Raw genomic sequence first — 23,527 nt, forward strand, 5'->3', positions numbered from 1 at the left:
TCACTTCCCATCTTCATAACTTAACCGTTCTAAAAAAGCTCGTAGAATTCTAGCACGAATATGACCTTCCAGGTCACTGTAATTTAGAGTGCTTTTTGCAATAGCACTAAGCATTAAATTTCCTTCTTTTTTTGTAATCATTTTATCCTCATATAATTTTTGGATAATTGAAAATGAATCTTTTTCACTGATTGTTTCATCAAATAGCTGATTAATTTGGTCTAACATATGTCTCTTGTCAGAAATTCGAACTTTTGCAATTCTAATATAGCCACCACCGCCGCGTTTACTTTCTACTAAATAACCGCGTTGAATAGTAAAGCGAGTGTTTATAACATAATTTATTTGCGAAGGAACGCAGTTAAAGAGGTCTGCCATTTCAATCCTTCGAATCTCAATCATTTCATTTTCTTCTAAAATTTTTTTTATATATGACTCAATTAAATCCGAGGTATTTTGATGTGCCATCTTCTTCATTCCCTTTGACTAATATTGACCTTAATTATAGCTAATTTAAACAAAGAATGAAAGGAGAATGCCTTTAGTTAATAAAAGTTTCAATAAAATACCATTTTAAACCAAAAAAAATACGGAATAAACTATTCCGTATTAACGCGCCCAAGAGGAGTCGAACCCCTAACCTTTTGATCCGTAGTCAAACACTCTATCCAGTTGAGCTATGGGCGCATATTCAATTTATAAAAATTATAAAACGAATTCAACAAAAAATCAATAAAAAAATCGGGAAGACAGGATTCGAACCTGCGACCCCTTGGTCCCAAACCAAGTGCTCTACCAAGCTGAGCTACTTCCCGAAAAAATAAAAAGACTACGCGCCCAAGAGGAGTCGAACCCCTAACCTTTTGATCCGTAGTCAAACACTCTATCCAGTTGAGCTATGGGCGCATATGTGTTAATGCCGAGGACCGGAATCGAACCGGTACGGTGATCACTCACCGCAGGATTTTAAGTCCTGTGCGTCTGCCAGTTCCGCCACCCCGGCGTTTTGATAATGGCAAAGCGGAAAACGGGGTTCGAACCCGCGACCCCCACCTTGGCAAGGTGGTGCTCTACCACTGAGCTATTTCCGCATAAACTTGATGCCGGCTAAAGGATTTGAACCCTCGACCCTCTGATTACAAATCAGATGCTCTACCAACTGAGCTAAGCCGGCTTGAATAGATATATTCATATAATGCGGGTGAAGGGACTTGAACCCCCACGCCGTAAGGCGCTAGATCCTAAATCTAGTGCGTCTGCCAATTCCGCCACACCCGCAAAAATATGAGCCGTACAGGGCTCGAACCTGTGACCCTCTGATTAAAAGTCAGATGCTCTACCAACTGAGCTAACGGCTCATATGGAGGTTAACGGGTTCGAACCGCTGACCCTCTGCTTGTAAGGCAGATGCTCTCCCAACTGAGCTAAACCTCCATTGATAACTTAAGCGTGGCGACGTCCTACTCTCACAAGGGGCAACCCCTCACTACAATCGGCGCTAAGAAGCTTAACTTCTGTGTTCGGCATGGTTACAGGTGTATCCTTCTCGCTATCGCCACCACACTGTGGTGTTATCTTATTGAGTTTGCTTTTGCTCACTCAAAACTGGATTTGAAGTAATCTCAAACTCTTCCGAGTTTTTTCTTTTACCATTCTTGGTTAAGTCCTCGATCGATTAGTATCAGTCCGCTCCATACATCACTGTACTTCCACTTCTGACCTATCTACCTGATCATCTCTCAGGGATCTTACTTTCTTAAAGAAATGGGAAATCTCATCTTGAGGTGGGCTTCACACTTAGATGCTTTCAGCGTTTATCCCTTCCCTACATAGCTACCCAGCAATGCCCTTGGCAGAACAACTGGTACACCAGCGGTAAGTCCATCCCGGTCCTCTCGTACTAAGGACAGCTCCTCTCAAATTTCCAACGCCCGCGACGGATAGGGACCGAACTGTCTCACGACGTTCTGAACCCAGCTCGCGTGCCGCTTTAATGGGCGAACAGCCCAACCCTTGGGACCGACTACAGCCCCAGGATGCGACGAGCCGACATCGAGGTGCCAAACCTCCCCGTCGATGTGGACTCTTGGGGGAGATAAGCCTGTTATCCCCAGGGTAGCTTTTATCCGTTGAGCGATGGCCCTTCCATGCGGAACCACCGGATCACTAAGCCCGACTTTCGTCCCTGCTCGACTTGTTGGTCTCGCAGTCAAGCTCCCTTCTGCCTTTACACTCTTCGAATGATTTCCAACCATTCTGAGGGAACCTTTGGGCGCCTCCGTTACCTTTTAGGAGGCGACCGCCCCAGTCAAACTGCCCATCTGACACTGTCTCCCACCACGATTAGTGGTGCGGGTTAGAGTGGCCATAACGCAGGGGTAGTATCCCACCAGCGCCTCCATCGAAACTAGCGTTCCGATTTCTACGGCTCCTACCTATCCTGTACATGCGGTACAGACACTCAATATCAAACTACAGTAAAGCTCCATGGGGTCTTTCCGTCCTGTCGCGGGTAACCTGCATCTTCACAGGTACTAAAATTTCACCGAGTCTCTCGTTGAGACAGTGCCCAAATCGTTACGCCTTTCGTGCGGGTCGGAACTTACCCGACAAGGAATTTCGCTACCTTAGGACCGTTATAGTTACGGCCGCCGTTTACTGGGGCTTCAATTCGTACCTTCGCTTACGCTAAGCACTCCTCTTAACCTTCCAGCACCGGGCAGGCGTCAGCCCCTATACTTCATCTTACGATTTTGCAGAGACCTGTGTTTTTGATAAACAGTCGCTTGGGCCTATTCACTGCGGCTGATCTGACGATCAGCACCCCTTCTCCCGAAGTTACGGGGTCATTTTGCCGAGTTCCTTAACGAGAGTTCTCTCGCTCACCTTAGGATTCTCTCCTCGACTACCTGTGTCGGTTTGCGGTACGGGCCATTGTTTTCTCACTAGAAGCTTTTCTTGGCAGTGTGACATCAGGAACTTCGGTACTATTATTTCCCTCCCCATCACAGCTTGTCCTTAAAAGATTAAGCATTTGACTCAACCTAAGACTTACTGCTTGGACAGACATTTCCAATCGTCTGCTTTCCTTAGCCTCCTGCGTCCCTCCATTGCTCAAACAAAAACAACGGGTACAGGAATATCAACCTGTTATCCATCGCCTACGCCTTTCGGCCTCGGCTTAGGTCCCGACTAACCCTGGGCGGACGAGCCTTCCCCAGGAAACCTTAGTCATTCGGTGGACAGGATTCTCACCTGTCTTTCGCTACTCATACCGGCATTCTCACTTCTAAGCGCTCCAGTAGTCCTCACGATCTACCTTCAACGCCCTTAGAACGCTCTCCTACCATAACACCATAGGTGTTATCCACAGCTTCGGTAATATGTTTAGCCCCGGTACATTTTCGGCGCAGGGTCACTCGACTAGTGAGCTATTACGCACTCTTTAAATGGTGGCTGCTTCTGAGCCAACATCCTAGTTGTCTGTGCAACCCCACATCCTTTTCCACTTAACATATATTTTGGGACCTTAGCTGGTGGTCTGGGCTGTTTCCCTTTCGACTATGGATCTTATCACTCACAGTCTGACTCCCGGATATGAATGAATGGCATTCGGAGTTTATCTGAATTCGGTAACCCGAGATGGGCCCCTAGTCCAAACAGTGCTCTACCTCCATCATTCTCAATTCCGAGGCTAGCCCTAAAGCTATTTCGGAGAGAACCAGCTATCTCCAAGTTCGTTTGGAATTTCTCCGCTACCCACACCTCATCCCCGCACTTTTCAACGTACGTGGGTTCGGTCCTCCAGTGCGTTTTACCGCACCTTCAACCTGGACATGGGTAGATCACATGGTTTCGGGTCTACGACTACATACTCAAACGCCCTATTCAGACTCGCTTTCGCTACGGCTCCGTCTCTTCGACTTAACCTCGCATGCAATCGTAACTCGCCGGTTCATTCTACAAAAGGCACGCCATCACCCATTAACGGGCTTTGACTTGTTGTAGGCACACGGTTTCAGGTTCTATTTCACTCCCCTTCCGGGGTGCTTTTCACCTTTCCCTCACGGTACTGGTTCACTATCGGTCACTAGGGAGTATTTAGCCTTGGGAGATGGTCCTCCCGGATTCCGACGGAATTCCTCGTGTTCCGCCGTACTCAGGATCCTCCTAGGTGCTTTCCAAATTTCATCTACGGGGTTTTTACCCTCTTTGACTGACTTTTCCAAGTCATTCGATTATCTGAAAAAACTACCATATCGGAGTCCTACAACCCCAACAAGCAAGCTTGTTGGTTTGGGCTTTTCCCGTTTCGCTCGCCGCTACTCAGGGAATCGAATTTTCTTTCTCTTCCTGCAGGTACTTAGATGTTTCAGTTCTCTGCGTCTACCTCAAATATGCTATGTATTCACATATTTGTAACATCCTATAAAAGATGCTGGGTTCCCCCATTCGGAAATCTCTGGATCATAGCTTACGTACAGCTCCCCAAAGCATATCGGTGTTAGTCCCGTCCTTCATCGGCTCCTAGTGCCAAGGCATCCACCGTGCGCCCTTATTCACTTAACCTTATCAACCTTACGGTTGGGTTTTGACTTCATTTCTAGCGATAGAAACGTGTCAAGAAAAATAAGCAATTGAACTTATTAAAAAACTCATTCAACGCGGTGTTCTCGGTTTGTTTTGATCTTACTTCAAATATCCAGTTTTCAATGAACAAAATTAACAACTAATGTTGTTAATGGAGCCTAGCGGGATCGAACCGCTGACCTCCTGCGTGCAAAGCAGGCGCTCTCCCAGCTGAGCTAAGGCCCCAAGTATTAAAAATAATAAGAGTAAACCTCTCAAAACTGAACAAAGTAATAATGACAAACCTGTGTAGTCTCCGTAATATTCCTTAGAAAGGAGGTGATCCAGCCGCACCTTCCGATACGGCTACCTTGTTACGACTTCACCCCAATCATCTATCCCACCTTAGGCGGCTGGCTCCAAAAGGTTACCTCACCGACTTCGGGTGTTACAAACTTTCGTGGTGTGACGGGCGGTGTGTACAAGGCCCGGGAACGTATTCACCGCGGCGTGCTGATCCGCGATTACTAGCGATTCCGGCTTCATGTAGGCGAGTTGCAGCCTACAATCCGAACTGAGAGAAGCTTTAAGAGATTAGCTTAGCCTCGCGACTTCGCGACTCGTTGTACTTCCCATTGTAGCACGTGTGTAGCCCAGGTCATAAGGGGCATGATGATTTGACGTCATCCCCACCTTCCTCCGGTTTGTCACCGGCAGTCTTGCTAGAGTGCCCAACTTAATGATGGCAACTAACAATAAGGGTTGCGCTCGTTGCGGGACTTAACCCAACATCTCACGACACGAGCTGACGACAACCATGCACCACCTGTCACTTTGCCCCCGAAGGGGAAGCTCTATCTCTAGAGTGGTCAAAGGATGTCAAGACCTGGTAAGGTTCTTCGCGTTGCTTCGAATTAAACCACATGCTCCACCGCTTGTGCGGGCCCCCGTCAATTCCTTTGAGTTTCAACCTTGCGGTCGTACTCCCCAGGCGGAGTGCTTAATGCGTTAGCTGCAGCACTGAAGGGCGGAAACCCTCCAACACTTAGCACTCATCGTTTACGGCGTGGACTACCAGGGTATCTAATCCTGTTTGCTCCCCACGCTTTCGAGCCTCAGCGTCAGTTACAGACCAGAGAGTCGCCTTCGCCACTGGTGTTCCTCCATATATCTACGCATTTCACCGCTACACATGGAATTCCACTCTCCTCTTCTGCACTCAAGTCTCCCAGTTTCCAATGACCCTCCCCGGTTGAGCCGGGGGCTTTCACATCAGACTTAAGAAACCGCCTGCGCTCGCTTTACGCCCAATAAATCCGGACAACGCTTGCCACCTACGTATTACCGCGGCTGCTGGCACGTAGTTAGCCGTGGCTTTCTGGTTAGATACCGTCAAGGGATGAACAGTTACTCTCATCCTTGTTCTTCTCTAACAACAGAGTTTTACGATCCGAAAACCTTCTTCACTCACGCGGCGTTGCTCGGTCAGACTTTCGTCCATTGCCGAAGATTCCCTACTGCTGCCTCCCGTAGGAGTTTGGGCCGTGTCTCAGTCCCAATGTGGCCGATCACCCTCTCAGGTCGGCTATGCATCGTGGCCTTGGTGAGCCGTTACCTCACCAACTAGCTAATGCACCGCGGGTCCATCCATCAGCGACACCCGAAAGCGCCTTTCAAATCAAAACCATGCGGTTTCGATTGTTATACGGTATTAGCACCTGTTTCCAAGTGTTATCCCCTTCTGATGGGCAGGTTACCCACGTGTTACTCACCCGTTCGCCACTCCTTTTCTTTCGGTGGAGCAAGCTCCGGTGAAAGAAAAAGCGTACGACTTGCATGTATTAGGCACGCCGCCAGCGTTCGTCCTGAGCCAGGATCAAACTCTCATAATAAAAGTTAGAACAATCTTTCGATTGTTAAGCTCAATTTGTTTGCTAGCATATTGCTTGCTGTTTAAAAATGTTTGTTGTCTTGAATTGAATCAAGACGCCCTACACATTTGGTTTGTCTTACTTTGTTCAGTTTTCAAAGGTCTACTTGAATTGCCGTAGCAACTTTTATATCATATCAGAGCGACGTTTAAATGTCAACTCTTTTTTGAAAAAGTTTTTCGATTTCGTTTAAGAAATCTTTCGGCAACTCATTTATCATATCATATCGTTTGTTATTTGTCAAGAACTTTTTTGAAGTTTTTCTTGATGAAATCAAGCTTCATAAGAGGTTCTTTCTAAACGACTCAGTTATCTTATCACGTGACAATTCACATGTCAATAACTTATTTAACAATTACTCAACAAAATTACGACAACTCTGTTGAACAAATAATAATATACCAACTTAAAATTCTAAAGTCAACAAGAAAAAAGCTGTTTTGACAACATTTATAGCAAGATCGATTATTCTTTAATTCTGTTTTAAATTCATTCGCTTTTTACACTATTTTTGCTCAATTATATGTTATATCTGAAAAAATTGTTCAGTTTTTTTTATTATATTTGATTTACAGTGATTTCTTCTAAATTTTTTGTTAACAAAGTGTTGCTTTTATCTATTTCTGCTTTTTTTTGCTAGAATAATGGTAAACATACTTATATTCTGGAGGATTCACTATATGAAAATTTTAATTGCAGATGACGATAAAGAAATTGTAGAGTTATTGAGTATCTATGTACACAATGAAGGATACGAAGCGGTAAAAGCTTATGATGGAAAAGAAGCACTATCAAAAATCAGAACCATTCCAGATATTGAACTACTTATTTTAGATATCATGATGCCTGAAATGGACGGGATGCAAGTTGTGAAAGAATTACGGAAAGAATCTCAAATTCCAATTATCATGTTAACAGCAAAAACAACTGATATGGATAAAATCAAAGGATTGGTTGCTGGTGCAGATGATTACGTAACTAAACCATTTAATCCATTGGAAGTTATGGCGCGTGTAAAATCTTTACTACGTCGTACAAAAATGCAAATAACTGCTGAACAACCAGATGTACTAGAAGTAAACTCGTTGATAATCAATAAAGACTCTCATGAGGTAAAAACAATTGACGGGAAAGAAATCCAATTAACTGCTCTAGAATTTGGAATTTTATATCTTTTAGCAAGTCATCCAAATCGTGTTTTTAGTGCGGATGAAATTTTTGAACGTGTTTGGAAACAAGAAAGTATTGTCTCAGCAAAAACAGTTATGGTACATGTGAGCCATTTACGGGATAAGATTGAAGAAGCTACAGGTGGAGAAAAAGTCATTCAAACTGTTTGGGGGGTTGGATATAAAATTGACGCAAGATAAGAGCGTAGGAAAAGAAAAGCGCCGACGTATCATTTTAACCTCCAAAGAAATTAGTGAACTTTTAGCAGAAGGAATCATCACAGTTATTCTTTTACTTCTATTAAATGTTGCTATTTTAGTAGTAATTAGTTCTGTCATTAACAGCTCCCCTTCTCTCACAAATGCAATTTGGGACTCCAAAAATATTTTTGCTCAACGACTTGGATCTGACCTTTTTTGGAATGGTAGGAATTTTATTATTCCGCTTTTCTTACTATTAGATATAGCAGTTTTATACTGGCGCTTGATTCGTCGCTATCGGCAAATGCAGTTACGTCATATTATTAGTGAACTGCATTTCATTGCTAATGGCAACTATGATCACCGAATCCCTTTTGAACTCAGTGGAGATCTTAGTAGAGTTGTCACTAGTATCAATGGATTAGTAGATAGTACTGTCGCCGCTATTGAAGATGAACGAAAAATTGAAAAATCAAAGGATGAACTAATTACAAATGTAAGCCATGATATTCGTACCCCACTAACATCCATTATTGGCTACTTAGGTTTGATTGAAGATGGACAATATCATTCTCAAGAAGATCTTTTGAAGTACACACATACTGCTTATGTAAAGGCGAAACAAATGAAGTCTTTAGTTGAAGATCTTTTTGAATATACAAAAGTACGACAGCCTGCTGTACCTGTTAACTTTTCAGCATTTGATTTAATTCAATTAATCGAACAACTTGCTGCTGACTTTGAGTTGGAAGCGGCAAAAAAAAATATCCAAATACTTGTCCAATCTAAAGAGTCTTCTTTGATTATGGATGGAGACACAGAAAAATTGGTTCGTGTCTTTAATAATTTAATTACAAATGCTTTGAAGTACGGTAAAGGAGCTACAAAGATTATTATTGAAGTCGAGCGTATTGGAACAGAAGTTGTAGCTGTCGTTAAAAATAATGGTGCAATGATTCCAAAACAATCGCTTGATAATTTGTTTGACCGTTTTTATCGAGTGGAAGAATCTCGATCACAAGCAACTGGTGGAACAGGACTTGGGCTAGCAATTGCTCAAAGTATCGTTGCATTACATGGCGGCTACATTTATGCAAAATCAGATCAAAGTTGGACTTCATTTATTATGCACCTACCTTTGAAAAAAAATAGTAAACTTCCTCAAGACAAAAAATAATCAGTTGACGAATATCCTATTTTTCGATATTCTTAAGTCAATTAGTGAATACTAAACACTGAACCCAGTACACTTTATTTTTTTACAGAGAGCTGATGGTCGCTGCAAATCAGTAAAAAATAATTTGGAAGTTCCAGTTCTATAATGTGTGCTTTTTGAAATAAAAAAAGCCGGTTAGCAGCCGTTATCTGTAAACAAGAGCAGCCGTTGATGCTGAACTCGGGTGGTACCGCGAATACAAGACTATTTCGTCCCAAGATTTTTTGGGAACAAATAGTCTTTTTTTATTTATAAAGGAGGAATTAGTAATGTTAGATGTGAAAATGATGCGTCAGAACTTTGACTCAGTCCAAGAAAAATTAATGACACGTGGCGTAAAAAAAGAAACTTTGGCTGAATTTATGGAATTAGATGAAAGTCGTCGTAATTTGCTTGTAAAAAGTGAGGAATTAAAAAAATATCGAAATGATGTTTCTGCAGAAATTGCGCAACTAAAACGTAATAAAGAAGATGCTTCTGCAAAAATTTCAGAAATGAAAGAAGTTGGTGGTAACATCAAAGCCTTAGATACAGAAATTGCTGATGTTGATGAAAAACTTACTCAGATTGCTACTACCTTACCAAATTTACCTAATGAATCAGTCCCAATTGGAAAAGATGAAGAGGATAATGTCGAAGTTCGTCGTTGGAGCAATCCACGAAACTTTTCTTTTGAACCTAAACCACACTGGGAAATCGCAGAAAATCTTGATATTTTAGATTTTGAACGTGGCGCGAAAGTTTCAGGAAGTCGTTTTGTTTATTACAAAGGGTTAGGCGCGCGTCTAGAACGTGCGGTATATAATTTTATGCTAGACCAACATATTTATGAGCACGGCTATACTGAAATGATTACTCCATACATCGTTAACAGTCGTGCAATGTTTGGGACAGGTCAATTTCCAAAATTTAAAGAAGATGTATTCCAATTGGAAAATACTGATTTAACATTGATTCCTACTGCAGAGGTTCCTTTAACTAACTATTACAATGATGAAATTTTAAATGGAAAAGATTTGCCAATTCGCTTTACCGCTCTTAGCCCTGCTTTTCGTTCAGAAGCTGGCAGTGCTGGTAGAGATACTCGTGGTTTGATTCGCTTGCATCAATTTAACAAAGTCGAAATGGTTAAGTTTTCTGATGCTGAACATTCTTATGAAGAACTAGAAAAAATGACTAATGATGCTGAAGATATTTTGCAAAAATTGAACTTACCCTATCGTGTCGTTGCTTTATCAACAGGGGACATGGGCTTCTCTGCTGCTAAAACTTATGATTTAGAAGTTTGGATTCCTGCACAAGATACTTTCCGTGAAATCAGTTCATGTTCAAATTGTGAAGATTTCCAAGCACGTCGAGCAATGATTCGCTACCGCGATGAAGATGGAAAAATTCATTATGCACATACATTGAATGGTTCTGGTTTAGCTGTTGGCCGCACAGTCGCAGCAATCTTAGAAAATTATCAAAATGAAGATGGCTCAGTAACTATTCCTGAAGTCTTAGTGCCATATATGGGAAATTTAAGAGTAATCAAATAAATTTACTTTATAAAACAAAAAACCATCCACCAAAATCATAATTGATTTTGGTGGATGGTTTTTTGTTGTTTATGATTCAACTGAATAGTTTGGTGCTTCTTTAGTGATTTGAACATCATGTGGATGTGATTCTTTTAGTCCACTGCCACTCATTTGGATGAATTGTGCATCATCTCTTAATTGTTGTAAGTTTGCAGCACCAACATAGCCCATTCCAGATTTTAATCCGCCAATCATTTGGAAGATGATATCTGCTACGCTTCCTTTATAAGCTACACGGCCTTCAATACCTTCAGGAACTAATTTATTTGCTTCATTAATGCTACCTTGGAAATAGCGATCTTTTGATCCTTTTTCCATTGCACCTAATGAACCCATTCCACGATATGTTTTGAAACGACGACCTTGGAAAATTTCAAATTCACCTGGTGATTCATCTGTCCCGGCTAGCATACTACCTAACATAACCGCATGTCCTCCAGCAGCTAAAGCTTTAACAATATCACCTGAATATTTGATCCCACCATCGGCAATAATTGTTTTACCATATTGACGTGCAACGGAAGCTGCATCATAAATGGCTGTTAATTGAGGAACACCGACACCTGCAACAACCCGAGTTGTACAAATCGAACCAGGTCCAATCCCAACTTTAACAACATCAACACCAACATCATAAAGTGCTTTGGTTGCTTCAGCAGTTGCTACGTTACCAGCAATCAATGTTGCTTCTGGGAAAGTTTCACGAATTTCTTTAATCTTACGAATCACACCTGCACTGTGACCGTGAGCTGTATCAATGATGATTGCATCTACACCAGCAGCTAATAAAGCATCCGCGCGCTCAAAAGTATCACTTGTTACACCTACTGCAGCGGCAACGAGTAAACGACCATGTTCATCTTTCGCAGCATTAGGAAATTCGATTACTTTTTCAATATCTTTAATGGTAATCAAACCACTTAAGCGACCATCTTCATCAACGATTGGTAATTTCTCAATCTTGTGTTTCTGTAAAATTTTCTCTGCATCTTTTAGAGAAGTTCCTTCTGGGGCAACAACTAAGTTATCCTTTGTCATCACATCGTCAATCGGAATATGATAATTTGTTACAAAACGCATATCACGGTTAGTGATGATTCCTACTAATTTTCTATTTTCTAAAGTTTCAACAATTGGAACACCACTAATGCGATATTTACTCATTAGTTCTTCGGCATCAGCAACTAGATGTTGTGGTGTTAAAAAGAATGGATCAATGATAACGCCACTTTCTGAACGTTTCACTTTGCGAACTTCTTCCGCTTGCTGGTCAATTGTCATGTTTTTATGAATCACACCTAGACCACCTTGACGAGCCATTGCAATTGCCATTTTACTATCAGTTACCGTATCCATACTTGCGCTCATAATTGGAATGTTTAACTTAATATTTTTTGCTAGTTGTATGCTCATATCCACTTCGTTTGGTAACACGTGACTTTCTGCTGGTATCAATAAGACATCATCAAAAGTAAACCCTTTTTTCGTGAACTTTGTTTCCCAGTTGGACATTGTTAATACCACTCCTCTAATTTAGTTTATCTATTAAAATAAGCGATTTTAACCTTTAAGTCAATAACCAAGCAGAAACTGCTGCTTTATTTCTCATAAAACAACGATTTTCTTTCGATTATTCTCATTGTTACGAAAGAAAACAAAAAAAAACAACGCACAAATAAATTCGTGCGTTGTTCGTTCATTTATCTTCTTGGAACAGATAAGCTGCCTACAATTTCATATTTTTTCTTCAAATAGTAACGTAGTGCTAATGCCCCGGCACCAATAACAATTACTATAATTGGATTCAATACAGGATTAAGAACAGGTGGAAGTAAAGTTGTCGCTGAAAATGCGATTACCCACACAAGTGTTGAGCCACCTAAAATCAATAAAGTTTTTAACATTCCTGGTTTCTTACTTCTATCTGCACCTGGATATTCATATTGATAAATATATTTATACATCATATAAAACACCCAACCACCAATTGCTGACCCGAATAGAAGCGTAGAAATTCCATAAGCTGGAGCTGTTTCACGTGAAAAGAAACCTGTAATTGCAATCATGATGCTCAGTAGACCTAGTAACAATAATGTATTATCTAGCCACATCAAAACTGGTGTAGAAGATTTCTTTGGCGCTACTGGCTTACTAATAATTGATTCTGTTCGCTCAGAAACCGTTCCAAAAAGTTGACGTGCAGTTTTACCGCCTTTTTGTTCTTTCACCAAGACTGGTAACATATCATGAAGCGCATTAACTTTTTCTGCCTCAGATAAGTTTGCCGCCTCTAAAGATTTCTTCAAATCAAAAATATACTGTTGGTTTCGCTTCGTTAATTGTGTTTCTAAATGATTATTTTCTTTCACCATTTCACGTAATTGCTCTGGTTCCATGATCTAGTAGTCCTCCTTAGCCGTTAGTTTGCTTAACGGTTGTCACAAAAAATATTTTAACATATTTTTAGCAAACTATGATAGCCCTTTTATACATTAAAACGGAACAACATAACATCTCCATCTTGCACAATGTACTCTTTACCTTCTAAACGAACACGACCAGCTTCTTTAGCTGCGTGCATATTTCCATATTTATTCAAATCATCAAATGAAACTGTTTCTGCACGAATAAAACCACGCTCGAAGTCCGTATGGATAATTCCAGCTGCTTGTGGTGCTTTGATTCCCTTTCTGAAAGTCCAAGCACGCACTTCTTGTTCGCCTGCTGTGAAATAAGTTGCTAGTCCAAGCAATCCGTAAGCTGCACGAATCAATTGATCTAAACCAGATTCTTCTATCCCTAAAGCTTCTAAGAATTCTGCTTTGTCTTCTTCATCTAGTTCGGCAATTTCTTCTTCTGCTCGGGCACAAACTACGATAACTTCTGCATTTTCTTCAGCTGCAAAATTACGGACTTCTTGAACATAATGATTTGATTCTGCATCCGCAACATCATCTTCTGATACATTTGCAACATATAAAATAGGTTTAGTTGTTAGTAAAAACAGACTTTTAACGATTTTTTGTTCTTCTTCAGTGAATTCGATTGATCGAGCAGAACGACCTTCTTCTAAAACTGGTTTGATTTTATCCAATACAGCTAGCTCTGCTACGGCTTCTTTGTCTTTTGTTTTTGCTACTTTAGCCACACGTGTATAACGTTTAGTAATCGACTCTAAATCAGCTAAGACCAATTCTAAGTTGATTGTGTCAATGTCCCCTAAAGGATCCACTCGACCTTCAACGTGAGTGATATTGTCATCATCAAAGCAACGAACAACATGACAAATCGCATCTACTTGGCGAATGTGGCTTAAAAATTTATTTCCTAATCCCTCACCTTTACTTGCACCTTTAACAATACCCGCAATATCGGTAAATTCAAATGTCGTTGGTACGGTTTTTTTCGGTTGTACAAGCTCTGTTAAACGTTGTAAACGCCAGTCTGGTACTTCTACCATTCCAATATTTGGATCAATTGTTGCAAAAGGATAGTTCGCTGCTTCTGCTCCAGCTTTGGTAATTGCATTAAATAAAGTTGATTTTCCTACGTTGGGTAACCCAACGATTCCAGCAGTCAATGCCATAAATTAATTCACTCTTTCTTTGCCTTTTTTTCAAGTATTTTTTTTAATTTTTTTTCAAAATCGCGACGTGTCATCATCACGATATGGCCACAGTTTACACACTTGATTTTGATATCTGCTCCCATACGAATGATTTCCCAACGATTTGTTTGACAAGCATGAGGTTTTTTCATTTCAACAATATCGCCTAAATCATACATAAAATAGCCTCCTGTTTCTATTCTTCATCAAATTGAATGTTAAGAATATCAAGAATCCTTGTTAAATCTTTTTGTGAAAGATATTCGATTTCAATTTTCCCTTTGCCATCTTTTTCTTGAATTGCAACACTCGTACCAAATTTATCCATCAAGCGATCTTCACTTTCTCGAATATAATAAGGTTTTTCTTTTGCCAAACGTGGAATTTTTTTCTTTTCTTTTCCATCATTTTGATTCAATTCAGATACTATTTGTTCTAATTGACGAACAGTTAAGTTCTCCGATACTACACGATTGGCTAATTTCAAAATAAGATCTTTATTTTTTAGACCTAATAATGTTCTAGCTTGCCCCATTGACAAACGATGATCTTGAACCATTTCCTTCACCAAATCTGGTAAAGATAACAATCGTAAGTAGTTCGCAATGTAAGGACGACTTTTACCCAAACGATTAGCTACTTCTGCTTGTGTCAAATTCAAATTCTTCATCAACATTTCGTAAGCTTCTGCTTCTTCTAATGGATTTAAGTCTTCTCGTTGCAAGTTTTCTAAAACAGCAACTTGCATCATAGCTTCTTCATTGAATTCTCGTACAATTGCTGGAATTGTTTCTTTTTCAGCTAATTTTGAAGCACGAAAACGTCGCTCACCAGCGATGATCTCATATCCTTTTACTGCAGATCTTCTTACAATAATTGGTTGGAACACACCAGATTGTTCAATTGAATTAGCTAATTCCTGTAAAGATACTTCTTCAAATGTTTTTCGTGGTTGATAAGGATTCGGACGTAGCTCATTCAAAGGTAATTGAATAACTACTTCGTCTTTCACATCAACACTTTCTAAATTTTCTAAATCTTGAAATAGTGCGTTGATTCCTCGACCTAAGCCTTTATTTTTCTTCACGATCAACCACTTCCTTTGCCAATGCTTGATAAACTTCTGCTCCTCGAGAACGTGGATCATAGTCAATAATTGGTAGACCATGACTTGGAGCTTCTGATAAACGAATATTTCTTGGAATAATCGTATCATATACTTTTTCTCGGAAATACTTACGGACTTCTTCCACAACTTCTGTTCCAAGATTTGTTCTTGCATCATACATTGTCAATAAAACACCAGCAATTTCTAAATCAGGATTGAAATGTTTTTGTACCAAACGAACGGTATTAAGTAGTTGGCTCAGTCCTTCTAAAGCATAATACTCACATTGAACAGGTATTAAAATTGCATCACTGGCAGTAAAAGAATTGATTGTTAAGTGACCTAAAGAAGGTGGACAATCAATCAAAATATAGTCATATTGATCTTTCACTTCTGCTAAAGAACCCTTTAATCGAGACTCTCTAGCCATCATAGAAGTTAATTCAATTTCTGCTCCAGCTAATTGGAGAGTAGCAGGCACGATATTTAAATTTTCATGTTCTGTTACAATTGTTGCTTCTTCAATTGGCAATTCGTTCACCAATACATCGTAAATATCTTGCTTGACATCCGGTTTTCGGACACCCACACCACTGGTAGCATTTCCTTGTGCGTCCATATCAACTAAGAGTACTTTTTTTCCTAGGCTAGCAAGACAAGCACCTAGATTAACTGTAGTTGTCGTTTTACCAACTCCACCTTTTTGGTTTGCAACAGATATAATTTGTGCCATCTCTTCTCCTCCTACTTAATGGGTTGCTTATTAGGCAATCCAGGTTTTCTTGGATATTTTTTGGGTGTGATTTTTTTCTTTTCTATAATAAGAATATGACGTTGATCCGAAATTTTTGGTAAATCAACTGCTGCCTCTTTGATAAATTTACCACCTAAGAGTGCAATTGCATGTTTCGCTTCAGTCAGTTCTTCTTCACTTTTAGCAGCCTTTAGTGCATAAAAATGTCCACCTAACTTCACTAGTGGCATACATAATTCTGCCAGTACATTTAACCTAGCGACAGCTCTTGCAGTAACTAAATCAAAAGATTCACGAAACTCCATGTTTTGACCAAACGTTTCTGCACGATCATGGTATAAAGAAGCACTGATGCCTAATACGTTCGTTAATTCTGTTAAAAAAGTGATTCGTTTATTTAATGAATCAACAATGGTGATTTGTAACTCTGGAAAAACAATTTTTAATGGGATACTTGGAAAACCTGCGCCTGATCCAACATCACACAAAGAAAGTCTCTCGGTGAAATCAACTTCAAAAGCCAGTGTCAGTGAATCATAAAAATGTTTCAAATACACTTCATTTTCATCTGTAATGGCTGTTAAATTCATTTTCTCATTCCACTCGACCAGTGTTTTAAAATATGTAGCAAATTGCTCCATCTGATGATCCGATAAATGAATTTGTTTTTCTGCTAATGCTTGGCGAAATTCTTCTGGTGTCATAATTAGTCCTTTCATTGTGAAACAGAAATTGTTTCACAGAATCTTCTCCTACTTTAACGCAATTTACTTTTTCTTGCAATGCTTCCAGGTACAATCTTAAAAAAATTCGCACTAAAAAATAAATAAAAAAGAACTCGAGGAAGCATAGAAATTATTCCCCACTCAAGTTCTTTTTTAGTTCTCTTTTTATTTTAAAAATTTATTGGGCAGATACGTCCACTTTCGCGATCTTCCCTTGTTCGATATAGACCATCAAGATACTTAAATCTGCAGGATTTACCCCACTGATTCGACTTGCTTGAGCAATCGTTTCAGGTTGAATTTTTTGCAACTTTTGTTTTGCTTCTGTGGCTAAGCCATTGATTGCTGCGTAGTCGATATTTTCTGGGATTTTTTTAGCTTCCATACGTTTTAGTTTTTCAACTTTTTCCATTGCTTTTTTGATGTAACCTTCATATTTGATTTGTATCTCCACTTGTTCAATTTCTTTATGTGTCAATGTATCGTTTTCTGGAATAAATTTTAACAAATCTGCATAAGAAATCTCTGGACGCTTCAAGAAATCACTTGCTAGGACGCCATCCTTTAATGGAGCTGCTTCAATACTACTCAAGAAAGCTTGGACTTCCGCAGTAGGCTTGATTCGAACGCTCATTAATCGTTTGATTTCTTGCTCAACTGCTGCTTTCTTCAATAGATAAGACTCATATTGTTCTTCTTTTACTAATCCAATTTGGTGACCCATCTCAGTCAAACGTAAATCTGCATTGTCATGTCGTAAAATCAAACGATATTCTGCACGAGAAGTAAGTAAACGATAAGGTTCATTTGTTCCTTTTGTCACCAAATCATCAATCATTACACCAATATACCCATCACTGCGCTTGATTACGAGTGGCTCTTTTTCTTGAACTTTTAATGATGCATTGATCCCAGCAATCAGACCTTGCCCTGCTGCTTCTTCATATCCACTTGTTCCGTTTGTTTGACCAGCTGTATACAAATTTTCAACTACTTTTGTTTCAAGTGTTGGACGTAGTTGATGTGGTTCAATGACGTCATACTCAATGGCGTATCCCGTACGCATCATTTCAACTTTTTCCAAACCAGCAATTGAATGCAATACATCTACTTGAACATCTTCTGGTAAAGAGGTTGACAACCCTTGGACATATACTTCTTCTGTATTTAATCCTTCTGGTTCTAAAAACAATTGATGACGTGGTTTATCAGCAAAACGAACAATTTTATCTTCAATTGATGGACAATAACGCGCACCCACACCTTCAACGATCCCAGTAAACATCGGTGCACGATGTAAATTGTCACGGATAATTTGATGGGTTGACTCACCAGTATAAGTTAACCAGCACGATTCTTGGTCAATTTTATATGCACTGTCGGGTGTGCTAAAACTAAAATGATTAGGCTTTTCATCTCCAGGTTGTTCTTCTGTGACTGAATAATCAATTGTACTTGATTTTACACGCGGTGGCGTTCCTGTTTTAAATCGTTCAATCTTAAATCCTAATTCTTTTAGATTATTGGCTAAGCCTACTGATGGCTGTGAATTATTGGGACCTGATGAATACTTTAATTCACCAATGATGATTTCACCACGAAGAGCTGTCCCAGCTGTGATAACGACAGCTTTTGCGTTATAACGTGCGCCTGTCGAGGTAACGACACCTCGACAGACACCTTCTTCAACGATTATTTCTTCAACAATTCCTTGGCGTAGTGTCAAATTAGGTTCTTTTTCAATTGTATGTTTCATTTCTGACGCATAGGCATGCTTATCAGCTTGTGCACGTAACGCACGCACTGCTGGTCCTTTTCCGGTGTTCAACATTCTCATTTGAATGTACGTTTTATCAATATTTTTCCCCATTTCTCCGCCTAGAGCATCAATCTCGCGAACAACCACTCCTTTAGCTGGTCCGCCAACTGATGGATTACAAGGCATAAATGCAACCATATCTAAATTAATTGTTAATAATAATGTTTTCGATCCTAATCTAGCTGAGGCTAATGCTGCTTCAGATCCAGCATGGCCCGCTCCGACAACGATAACATCATATGATTCTGCTTGATATTGATTCAAAAGATGTTCCTCCTCTATTTTCCTAAACAAAATTGACTAAATAACTGTGTTATCAATTCATCTTGAACACTATCTCCAACTACTTCTCCAAGGTAGTCCCAACAACGGGTCATATCAATTTGAACCAAATCAACAGGCATACCCGCTTCTATCCCTGTAACCACTTCATCTAATGAAAGAGCTGCTTTTTCTAATAATGCGATATGTCGTGTATTGGAAACATAAGTTGCATCTTTCTCACCTGTTTTTCCACCGAAAAACAGTTCAGTAATAGCAAGCTCTAATTGATCCAAGCCATCATTTTTTGTGACTGAAACTGGAAAAACAGGCTCACTATCAATAAACATTGCTAATTTATCTAGTTCAATTTTTGCAGGTAAATCAGTTTTATTTAAAAGAATAATTCTCTTTAAGCCATTTGTTGCTTCCAGTAACTGTTCATCTTCTGATGTTAAAGCTTCACTTTGATTTAAAACTAATAAGATCAAATCAGATTCAGACAAAGCTTTTCTACTTCGCTCTACACCGATTCGCTCTACAACGTCCTCTGTTTCGCGAATTCCAGCTGTATCAATCAATTTTAAAGGTACGCCACGAACATTGACATATTCCTCAATCACATCACGTGTCGTTCCAGCAATGTCAGTTACAATTGCTTTTTCTTCTCGTAATAAATGATTTAGCAAACTTGATTTTCCTACGTTAGGACGTCCAATAATCGCAGTGCTTAACCCTTCTCGCAAAACTTTCCCTTGTTTTGAAGTTGCTAAGAGTTCTTCAATTTTTTGATGAACCATTCTTGCTTTTTCGAGTAATAATTTAGTTGTCATTTCTTCAACATCGTCATATTCTGGATAATCAATATTGACTTCAACTTGTGCTAATGTTTCTAAAATTTCTTGGCGCAATGCGCGAATTAATGAAGAAAGGTTCCCATCTAATTGATTAATTGCTAAATCCATTGCTTTATCTGTTTTCGCACGAATTAAATCCATGACAGCTTCTGCTTGTGATAAGTCCACACGACCATTTAAAAATGCACGCTTTGTAAATTCCCCTGGCTCTGCTAATCGTGCGCCTTCTCTAAGTAAAAGCTGAAGCACTTGATTGACAACAACAATTCCACCATGACAATTAATTTCTACCACATCTTCGCGAGTAAAGGTTTTTGGTGCTAACATTACTGAGACCATTACTTCATCCACTAGATGATTATCTCTTGGATCAGCTATATGGCCATAATGAATCGTGTGGCTAGGTACATCGAGTAAGTTTTTTGCTCCACTGCGATAAACTTTATTGGCAATTTGAACTGCTTGATCACCACTTAGACGTACAATACTAATTGCACCTTCACCTGGGGGCGTCGAGATTGCTGCGATTGTGTCAAACTCCAAAGTAATTTCAGCCATTTTTTCACTTCTCCTTTAATTTTACGCACAAAAAAAGCGCCCACTCCACCCCTTACATAAAAAGGTGAACTTAGCACTTTGACTGCTTGTTCTTGATTAAATTCTTGTCATAGACTATCACATTTCTAAAAATGAATCAAGTTCTTTTGATTGACTAGTCTCTAACCTGATTTTTAAATAAAAAAAGCACAAAGCAAATGCTTTGTGCTTCTTTCTATCAAAGTTAGACTACTACGATCGTATACTTCGATAAGAATGATTTCTAGTAAAATATACTTGGTTTAAAAAATTTTGTCAATCTGATTTTGTTTCTTCACACCAATTAGCCATAAAAACATATTTTGGCATACTTTTTTATCTTCTACGCTATATAGAATAGAAAACAAAAAGGGGAGCGTCATAAGCCAACTGACTTCTGACATTCCCTTTTTGTTGTTTATTTCATTTAGTAGAATTTTTTTGCTGGCTCAACAACTAAATATCGATAAGGCTCTTCGCCCTCAGAGTGTGTTTTTACTCCATCATTTTTACTTAGCACTGCATGAATCTGCTTTCGTTCAAAAGCCGGCATTGGTTCTAGAAATACTGGCTGACCTGTACGAATGACTTTATCAGCAGTTCGCTCAGCTAAACGCTGAATAATTTCTTGACGTTTTTCGCGATAGTTTCCTACATTTACAACAATTGATAGTTTGTTTGTAGCCACCCGATGGATAAATACTTGTGCTAAATATTGTAAAGCATTCAGCGTCTTTCCATGTTTACCAATTAAAATTCCTTGCTTTTGCGTTTCTAAGTGAAAAACAATTAAGTTCGCTTCTCTCTCCATTTTTACTAGCGCGGGCGCATCCAAATGTTTAGAAATTTCAGTAAGATAAAGTGCCAATTCCGTTAAAGCTGCTTCATCATCCAAGTCACTTAATTCTTGTTCTACTGAATTTTCTTCAGACTCGGCTTCAAATTCATCAATCACTGTAATTTCTACAGGAGTTTCCTCTAGGACGTCTTCTACTGTTTCTTCCACTACTTCTGAAATAGTTTCACTAACAGATGGCTCAATAGAAACTTGAGCAGCTTTACGACCCATTCCAAGGAACCCTTTTTTTCCTTCGTCAAGTATCTCAATTTCAACTTGATCTTTAGCCAAACCTAATTGATCCAAACCATTTTGAATGGCTTCATCTACTGTTGCAGCTTTATAAATCGGCATTAGCATTACCTCCCTTATTTTTTACGTTTTTTCTTAGGATTTGTAGCTTTTTTCAATGCTTTTTCTTTTTCACGAATCTTCATTGCTGCTTCTTCGCGTTCTTTACGAATCTTAAACGGATTGTTAATCAACAATGTCTGAACAACTTGAAAAGCATTTGAAACTACCCAGTATAATGAAAGACCACTCGCCAAGTTAACACCCATAACTAAAATCATCACTGGCATAGCAAAGCTCATAATTTTCGTTGTTGGGTTCGACTCAATTTGACTCATACTAGATAGGTAAGTACTTGCAAAAGTAAAAATTGCAGCTAAAATTGGCAAAATAAATGTTGGATCTGCTTCACCTAAATTAAGCCAAAGGAAATGTCCCTGTTTCAATTCTGGTACACGAGAAATCGATTGCCATAATGCCATCAAAATTGGCATCTGTACCAGTAGAGGAAGACATCCAGCGTATGGATTTACACCATTTTCAGCATAAAGTCGTTGTTGTTCTTCTCTTAATTTGCTTTGAGTTTCAGGGTCTTTAGAAGAATATTTCTGTTGTAACTCTTTTAATTTGGGTTGAACTTCTTGTGTTTTTCGCATACTTTTTGTTTGAAAATGCATTAGTGGTAATAATATTACCCGAATCACTAATGTAAATAGGATTATCCCGATTCCAGCATTCCCAAAAGATAAGCCTTTAATTGCTTGAGCAAAATTATAAACAATGTAGCGATCCCAAATTCCTGTACTTTGTGCACTCACTTCCCCAGTTCCACAACCAGACAAGATGACAACTAAACTAATTATGCCAGCCATCAAAAGTAAACGTTTGTATTTCTTCACGTACTCGTTACCTCTCTATCGATTATTTTTGCAAGCTTTAAGACATGGACTAAATTTGAGCGAATCTCATCGTAAGTTAGTCCTTTAACACTTGGTCTTGCAATTACAATAAAGTCTAATTCTGGATCGATTTCATCTTTAAAAGAATAAATCGCTGCACGAATTTTTCTTTTTACATCATTGCGGGAAACTGCATTTCCAACTTTTTTACCTACTGAAAGCCCAACTCTAAAATGAGGTTGGTCTTTTTTATCTAATCGGTAAACAACAAACTTACGGTTAGCAAAGGAAGCCCCTGTTTTAAAGACGGCTTGAAACTCTCGTTCTTTTTTTACTCGATACGCTTTTTTCATTAGTTTTCTTTCCTTTTCTATCTCTCACTTACGTGAACCATCATACCATATTTACTGTTATCAGTTCATCATTTCCCTAAAAAAGGACATAAAAAAAACCACTGAAACCCCAGTGGCCTAAGCTGAAAGAACTTTTCTTCCTTTACGACGACGGCTTGCTAAAACACGACGTCCATTTTTAGTACTCATACGTTTACGGAATCCGTGAACTTTTTGACGTTTACGTTTATTTGGTTGGTATGTTCTTTTCATGTATTCCACCTCCAAAATTTCTTATCTAATTATAAACACAGACATACTTTGATAGTATACCGACTAGAATGCTGTTTTGTCAATATAAAATAATATTAACTCATTCAAAACTTATCCACAACATTCTTTTTTGCTGTGTGATTTTTTTGTGGAAAAAGTTATCAACAGCAATTATCCACAATTTTTTTACCATGCTTTTTACACAGAATAAACACATGTAAAAAAAGAAATCCACAGGGTTTCATTTTTCTGTGAATTGTTTCGTGAATCACTAGTATATATTCATTTTTTTATACACACATACTTGTTGAAAACTTTTTTATATCGTAACTTATCCACCTGTTAATTACTCCTGTGGATAAGTTTTTTCCTCCCTTGTGATTTTCTCTTTTTTCTTTGAGTTAATTTTGTGGATAATACAAATAAATTTATTTTTTTCTTTTCTTTCTGTGGAAAACTATCTAAAAAAATGCTAAATTAGTACTAGTTATTCACTTTTTAATGAAGGAGGAAGCCTT

General features: G+C 39.0%; 17 protein-coding genes, 10 tRNA genes, 3 rRNA genes and 1 other annotated feature. Of the genes, 3 read left to right on the plus strand and 27 right to left on the minus strand.

Translation table 11 applies throughout. The features are described 5' to 3' along the window. The 14 genes from AC4BC3_RS12465 to AC4BC3_RS12530 form a co-directional block, all read right to left on the minus strand. On the minus strand, positions 1 to 468 hold the full coding sequence (locus AC4BC3_RS12465; RefSeq protein WP_206911215.1) for a CtsR family transcriptional regulator: 468 nt from the start codon (positions 466 to 468) through the stop codon (positions 1 to 3). A 145-nt stretch (positions 469 to 613) separates the two neighbouring features. Next, positions 614 to 687, minus strand: a tRNA-Arg gene (locus AC4BC3_RS12470). 54 nt (positions 688 to 741) lie between these two features. Then, positions 742 to 815, minus strand: a tRNA-Pro gene (locus AC4BC3_RS12475). A 17-nt stretch (positions 816 to 832) separates the two neighbouring features. After that, positions 833 to 906: transfer RNA gene (locus AC4BC3_RS12480), tRNA-Arg, on the minus strand. An 11-nt stretch (positions 907 to 917) separates the two neighbouring features. Then, positions 918 to 1,003, minus strand: a tRNA-Leu gene (locus tag AC4BC3_RS12485). A gap of 16 nt (positions 1,004 to 1,019) precedes the next feature. Continuing rightward, positions 1,020 to 1,091: transfer RNA gene (locus AC4BC3_RS12490), tRNA-Gly, on the minus strand. A gap of 10 nt (positions 1,092 to 1,101) precedes the next feature. Continuing rightward, a tRNA-Thr gene (locus tag AC4BC3_RS12495) sits at positions 1,102 to 1,174 on the minus strand. Between the two features lie 22 nt (positions 1,175 to 1,196). Continuing rightward, positions 1,197 to 1,278: transfer RNA gene (locus AC4BC3_RS12500), tRNA-Leu, on the minus strand. A gap of 7 nt (positions 1,279 to 1,285) precedes the next feature. After that, positions 1,286 to 1,358: transfer RNA gene (locus tag AC4BC3_RS12505), tRNA-Lys, on the minus strand. Positions 1,359 to 1,361: 3 nt separating this feature from the next. After that, a tRNA-Val gene (locus AC4BC3_RS12510) sits at positions 1,362 to 1,434 on the minus strand. Between the two features lie 13 nt (positions 1,435 to 1,447). Further along, a 5S ribosomal RNA gene (gene rrf / locus AC4BC3_RS12515) occupies positions 1,448 to 1,563 on the minus strand. A gap of 92 nt (positions 1,564 to 1,655) precedes the next feature. Next, a 23S ribosomal RNA gene (locus AC4BC3_RS12520) occupies positions 1,656 to 4,569 on the minus strand. Between the two features lie 173 nt (positions 4,570 to 4,742). Then, positions 4,743 to 4,815, minus strand: a tRNA-Ala gene (locus AC4BC3_RS12525). 86 nt (positions 4,816 to 4,901) lie between these two features. After that, positions 4,902 to 6,461, minus strand: a 16S ribosomal RNA gene (locus AC4BC3_RS12530). The 16S, 23S and 5S rRNA genes sit together here with 10 tRNA genes alongside, the layout of an rRNA operon. A gap of 719 nt (positions 6,462 to 7,180) precedes the next feature. On the opposite strand from AC4BC3_RS12530, the gene croR reads away from it, so the two are divergent. The 3 genes from croR (at position 7,181) to serS (ending at position 10,627) form a co-directional block, all read left to right on the plus strand. Next, on the plus strand, positions 7,181 to 7,870 hold the full coding sequence (croR, locus tag AC4BC3_RS12535) for a response regulator transcription factor CroR (RefSeq protein ID WP_067483692.1): 690 nt from the start codon (positions 7,181 to 7,183) through the stop codon (positions 7,868 to 7,870). Beyond that, positions 7,857 to 9,047 (plus strand): sensor histidine kinase, encoded by a 1,191-nt coding sequence (locus tag AC4BC3_RS12540; protein ID WP_206909715.1) that lies wholly within the window; start codon positions 7,857 to 7,859, stop codon positions 9,045 to 9,047. The genes croR and AC4BC3_RS12540 overlap by 14 nt, the downstream gene beginning before the upstream one ends. Positions 9,048 to 9,098: 51 nt before the next feature. After that, positions 9,099 to 9,306: a binding site (T-box leader), on the plus strand. Positions 9,307 to 9,355: 49 nt separating this feature from the next. Further along, positions 9,356 to 10,627 carry a serine--tRNA ligase gene (gene serS, locus AC4BC3_RS12545; protein ID WP_206909714.1) on the plus strand — a complete coding sequence of 424 codons (1,272 nt, stop codon included), beginning with the start codon at positions 9,356 to 9,358 and terminating at the stop codon, positions 10,625 to 10,627. A gap of 69 nt (positions 10,628 to 10,696) precedes the next feature. On the opposite strand, the gene guaB is transcribed toward serS, so the two are convergent. The 13 genes from guaB to rpmH form a co-directional block, all read right to left on the minus strand. Then, positions 10,697 to 12,181 (minus strand): IMP dehydrogenase, encoded by a 1,485-nt coding sequence (gene guaB, locus AC4BC3_RS12550; RefSeq protein WP_490466652.1) that lies wholly within the window; start codon positions 12,179 to 12,181, stop codon positions 10,697 to 10,699. 188 nt (positions 12,182 to 12,369) lie between these two features. After that, complete coding sequence (locus tag AC4BC3_RS12555) at positions 12,370 to 13,065, minus strand: DUF1129 domain-containing protein (RefSeq protein ID WP_206907839.1); 696 nt, start codon at positions 13,063 to 13,065, stop codon at positions 12,370 to 12,372. Positions 13,066 to 13,154: 89 nt separating this feature from the next. Continuing rightward, on the minus strand, positions 13,155 to 14,255 hold the full coding sequence (ychF, locus tag AC4BC3_RS12560) for a redox-regulated ATPase YchF (protein WP_067483682.1): 1,101 nt from the start codon (positions 14,253 to 14,255) through the stop codon (positions 13,155 to 13,157). Between the two features lie 8 nt (positions 14,256 to 14,263). Then, complete coding sequence (locus AC4BC3_RS12565) at positions 14,264 to 14,455, minus strand: DUF951 domain-containing protein (protein ID WP_067483680.1); 192 nt, start codon at positions 14,453 to 14,455, stop codon at positions 14,264 to 14,266. Between the two features lie 17 nt (positions 14,456 to 14,472). Further along, positions 14,473 to 15,363, minus strand: coding sequence for a ParB/RepB/Spo0J family partition protein (locus AC4BC3_RS12570; RefSeq protein ID WP_206907836.1), 891 nt, complete (start codon positions 15,361 to 15,363; stop codon positions 14,473 to 14,475). Beyond that, complete coding sequence (locus tag AC4BC3_RS12575; RefSeq protein ID WP_206907835.1) at positions 15,350 to 16,117, minus strand: ParA family protein; 768 nt, start codon at positions 16,115 to 16,117, stop codon at positions 15,350 to 15,352. Before AC4BC3_RS12575 ends, AC4BC3_RS12570 begins: the two co-directional genes overlap by 14 nt. Positions 16,118 to 16,128: 11 nt before the next feature. Then, positions 16,129 to 16,842 carry a 16S rRNA (guanine(527)-N(7))-methyltransferase RsmG gene (gene rsmG / locus AC4BC3_RS12580; protein WP_490466653.1) on the minus strand — a complete coding sequence of 238 codons (714 nt, stop codon included), beginning with the start codon at positions 16,840 to 16,842 and terminating at the stop codon, positions 16,129 to 16,131. 199 nt (positions 16,843 to 17,041) lie between these two features. Beyond that, positions 17,042 to 18,946 carry a tRNA uridine-5-carboxymethylaminomethyl(34) synthesis enzyme MnmG gene (gene mnmG / locus AC4BC3_RS12585; RefSeq protein ID WP_490466654.1) on the minus strand — a complete coding sequence of 635 codons (1,905 nt, stop codon included), beginning with the start codon at positions 18,944 to 18,946 and terminating at the stop codon, positions 17,042 to 17,044. Between the two features lie 14 nt (positions 18,947 to 18,960). Continuing rightward, a complete protein-coding gene (mnmE, locus tag AC4BC3_RS12590) occupies positions 18,961 to 20,358 on the minus strand; it encodes a tRNA uridine-5-carboxymethylaminomethyl(34) synthesis GTPase MnmE (RefSeq protein WP_490466655.1) in 1,398 nt (465 codons plus the stop codon). Between the two features lie 445 nt (positions 20,359 to 20,803). Then, positions 20,804 to 21,568, minus strand: a complete 765-nt coding sequence (jag, locus tag AC4BC3_RS12595; RefSeq protein WP_490466656.1) for an RNA-binding cell elongation regulator Jag/EloR — start codon at positions 21,566 to 21,568, stop codon at positions 20,804 to 20,806. A 14-nt stretch (positions 21,569 to 21,582) separates the two neighbouring features. After that, positions 21,583 to 22,404 carry a membrane protein insertase YidC gene (locus AC4BC3_RS12600; protein ID WP_206907825.1) on the minus strand — a complete coding sequence of 274 codons (822 nt, stop codon included), beginning with the start codon at positions 22,402 to 22,404 and terminating at the stop codon, positions 21,583 to 21,585. After that, entirely contained in the window at positions 22,401 to 22,757 is a 357-nt protein-coding gene (gene rnpA, locus AC4BC3_RS12605; protein WP_067483666.1) for a ribonuclease P protein component, read from the minus strand. Before rnpA ends, AC4BC3_RS12600 begins: the two co-directional genes overlap by 4 nt. 117 nt (positions 22,758 to 22,874) lie before the next feature. Next, positions 22,875 to 23,009, minus strand: a complete 135-nt coding sequence (rpmH, locus tag AC4BC3_RS12610) for a 50S ribosomal protein L34 (RefSeq protein WP_002293121.1) — start codon at positions 23,007 to 23,009, stop codon at positions 22,875 to 22,877. Positions 23,010 to 23,527: the final 518 nt, after the last annotated feature.

Source organism: Enterococcus sp. AAFC-DPL-6103 (assembly GCF_058216595.1).

Coding starts and splice junctions, on each gene's coding strand:
- AC4BC3_RS12565 (WP_067483680.1), bottom strand. CDS start 14,455: ATGTATGATTTAGGCGATATTGTTGAAATGAAAAAACCTCATGCTTGT.
- serS (WP_206909714.1), top strand. CDS start 9,356: ATGTTAGATGTGAAAATGATGCGTCAGAACTTTGACTCAGTCCAAGAA.
- rpmH (WP_002293121.1), bottom strand. CDS start 23,009: ATGAAAAGAACATACCAACCAAATAAACGTAAACGTCAAAAAGTTCAC.
- jag (WP_490466656.1), bottom strand. CDS start 21,568: ATGCCGATTTATAAAGCTGCAACAGTAGATGAAGCCATTCAAAATGGT.
- ychF (WP_067483682.1), bottom strand. CDS start 14,255: ATGGCATTGACTGCTGGAATCGTTGGGTTACCCAACGTAGGAAAATCA.
- rnpA (WP_067483666.1), bottom strand. CDS start 22,757: ATGAAAAAAGCGTATCGAGTAAAAAAAGAACGAGAGTTTCAAGCCGTC.
- guaB (WP_490466652.1), bottom strand. CDS start 12,181: ATGTCCAACTGGGAAACAAAGTTCACGAAAAAAGGGTTTACTTTTGAT.
- AC4BC3_RS12555 (WP_206907839.1), bottom strand. CDS start 13,065: ATGGAACCAGAGCAATTACGTGAAATGGTGAAAGAAAATAATCATTTA.
- mnmE (WP_490466655.1), bottom strand. CDS start 20,358: ATGGCTGAAATTACTTTGGAGTTTGACACAATCGCAGCAATCTCGACG.
- croR (WP_067483692.1), top strand. CDS start 7,181: ATGAAAATTTTAATTGCAGATGACGATAAAGAAATTGTAGAGTTATTG.
- rsmG (WP_490466653.1), bottom strand. CDS start 16,842: ATGACACCAGAAGAATTTCGCCAAGCATTAGCAGAAAAACAAATTCAT.
- AC4BC3_RS12575 (WP_206907835.1), bottom strand. CDS start 16,117: ATGGCACAAATTATATCTGTTGCAAACCAAAAAGGTGGAGTTGGTAAA.
- AC4BC3_RS12465 (WP_206911215.1), bottom strand. CDS start 468: ATGGCACATCAAAATACCTCGGATTTAATTGAGTCATATATAAAAAAA.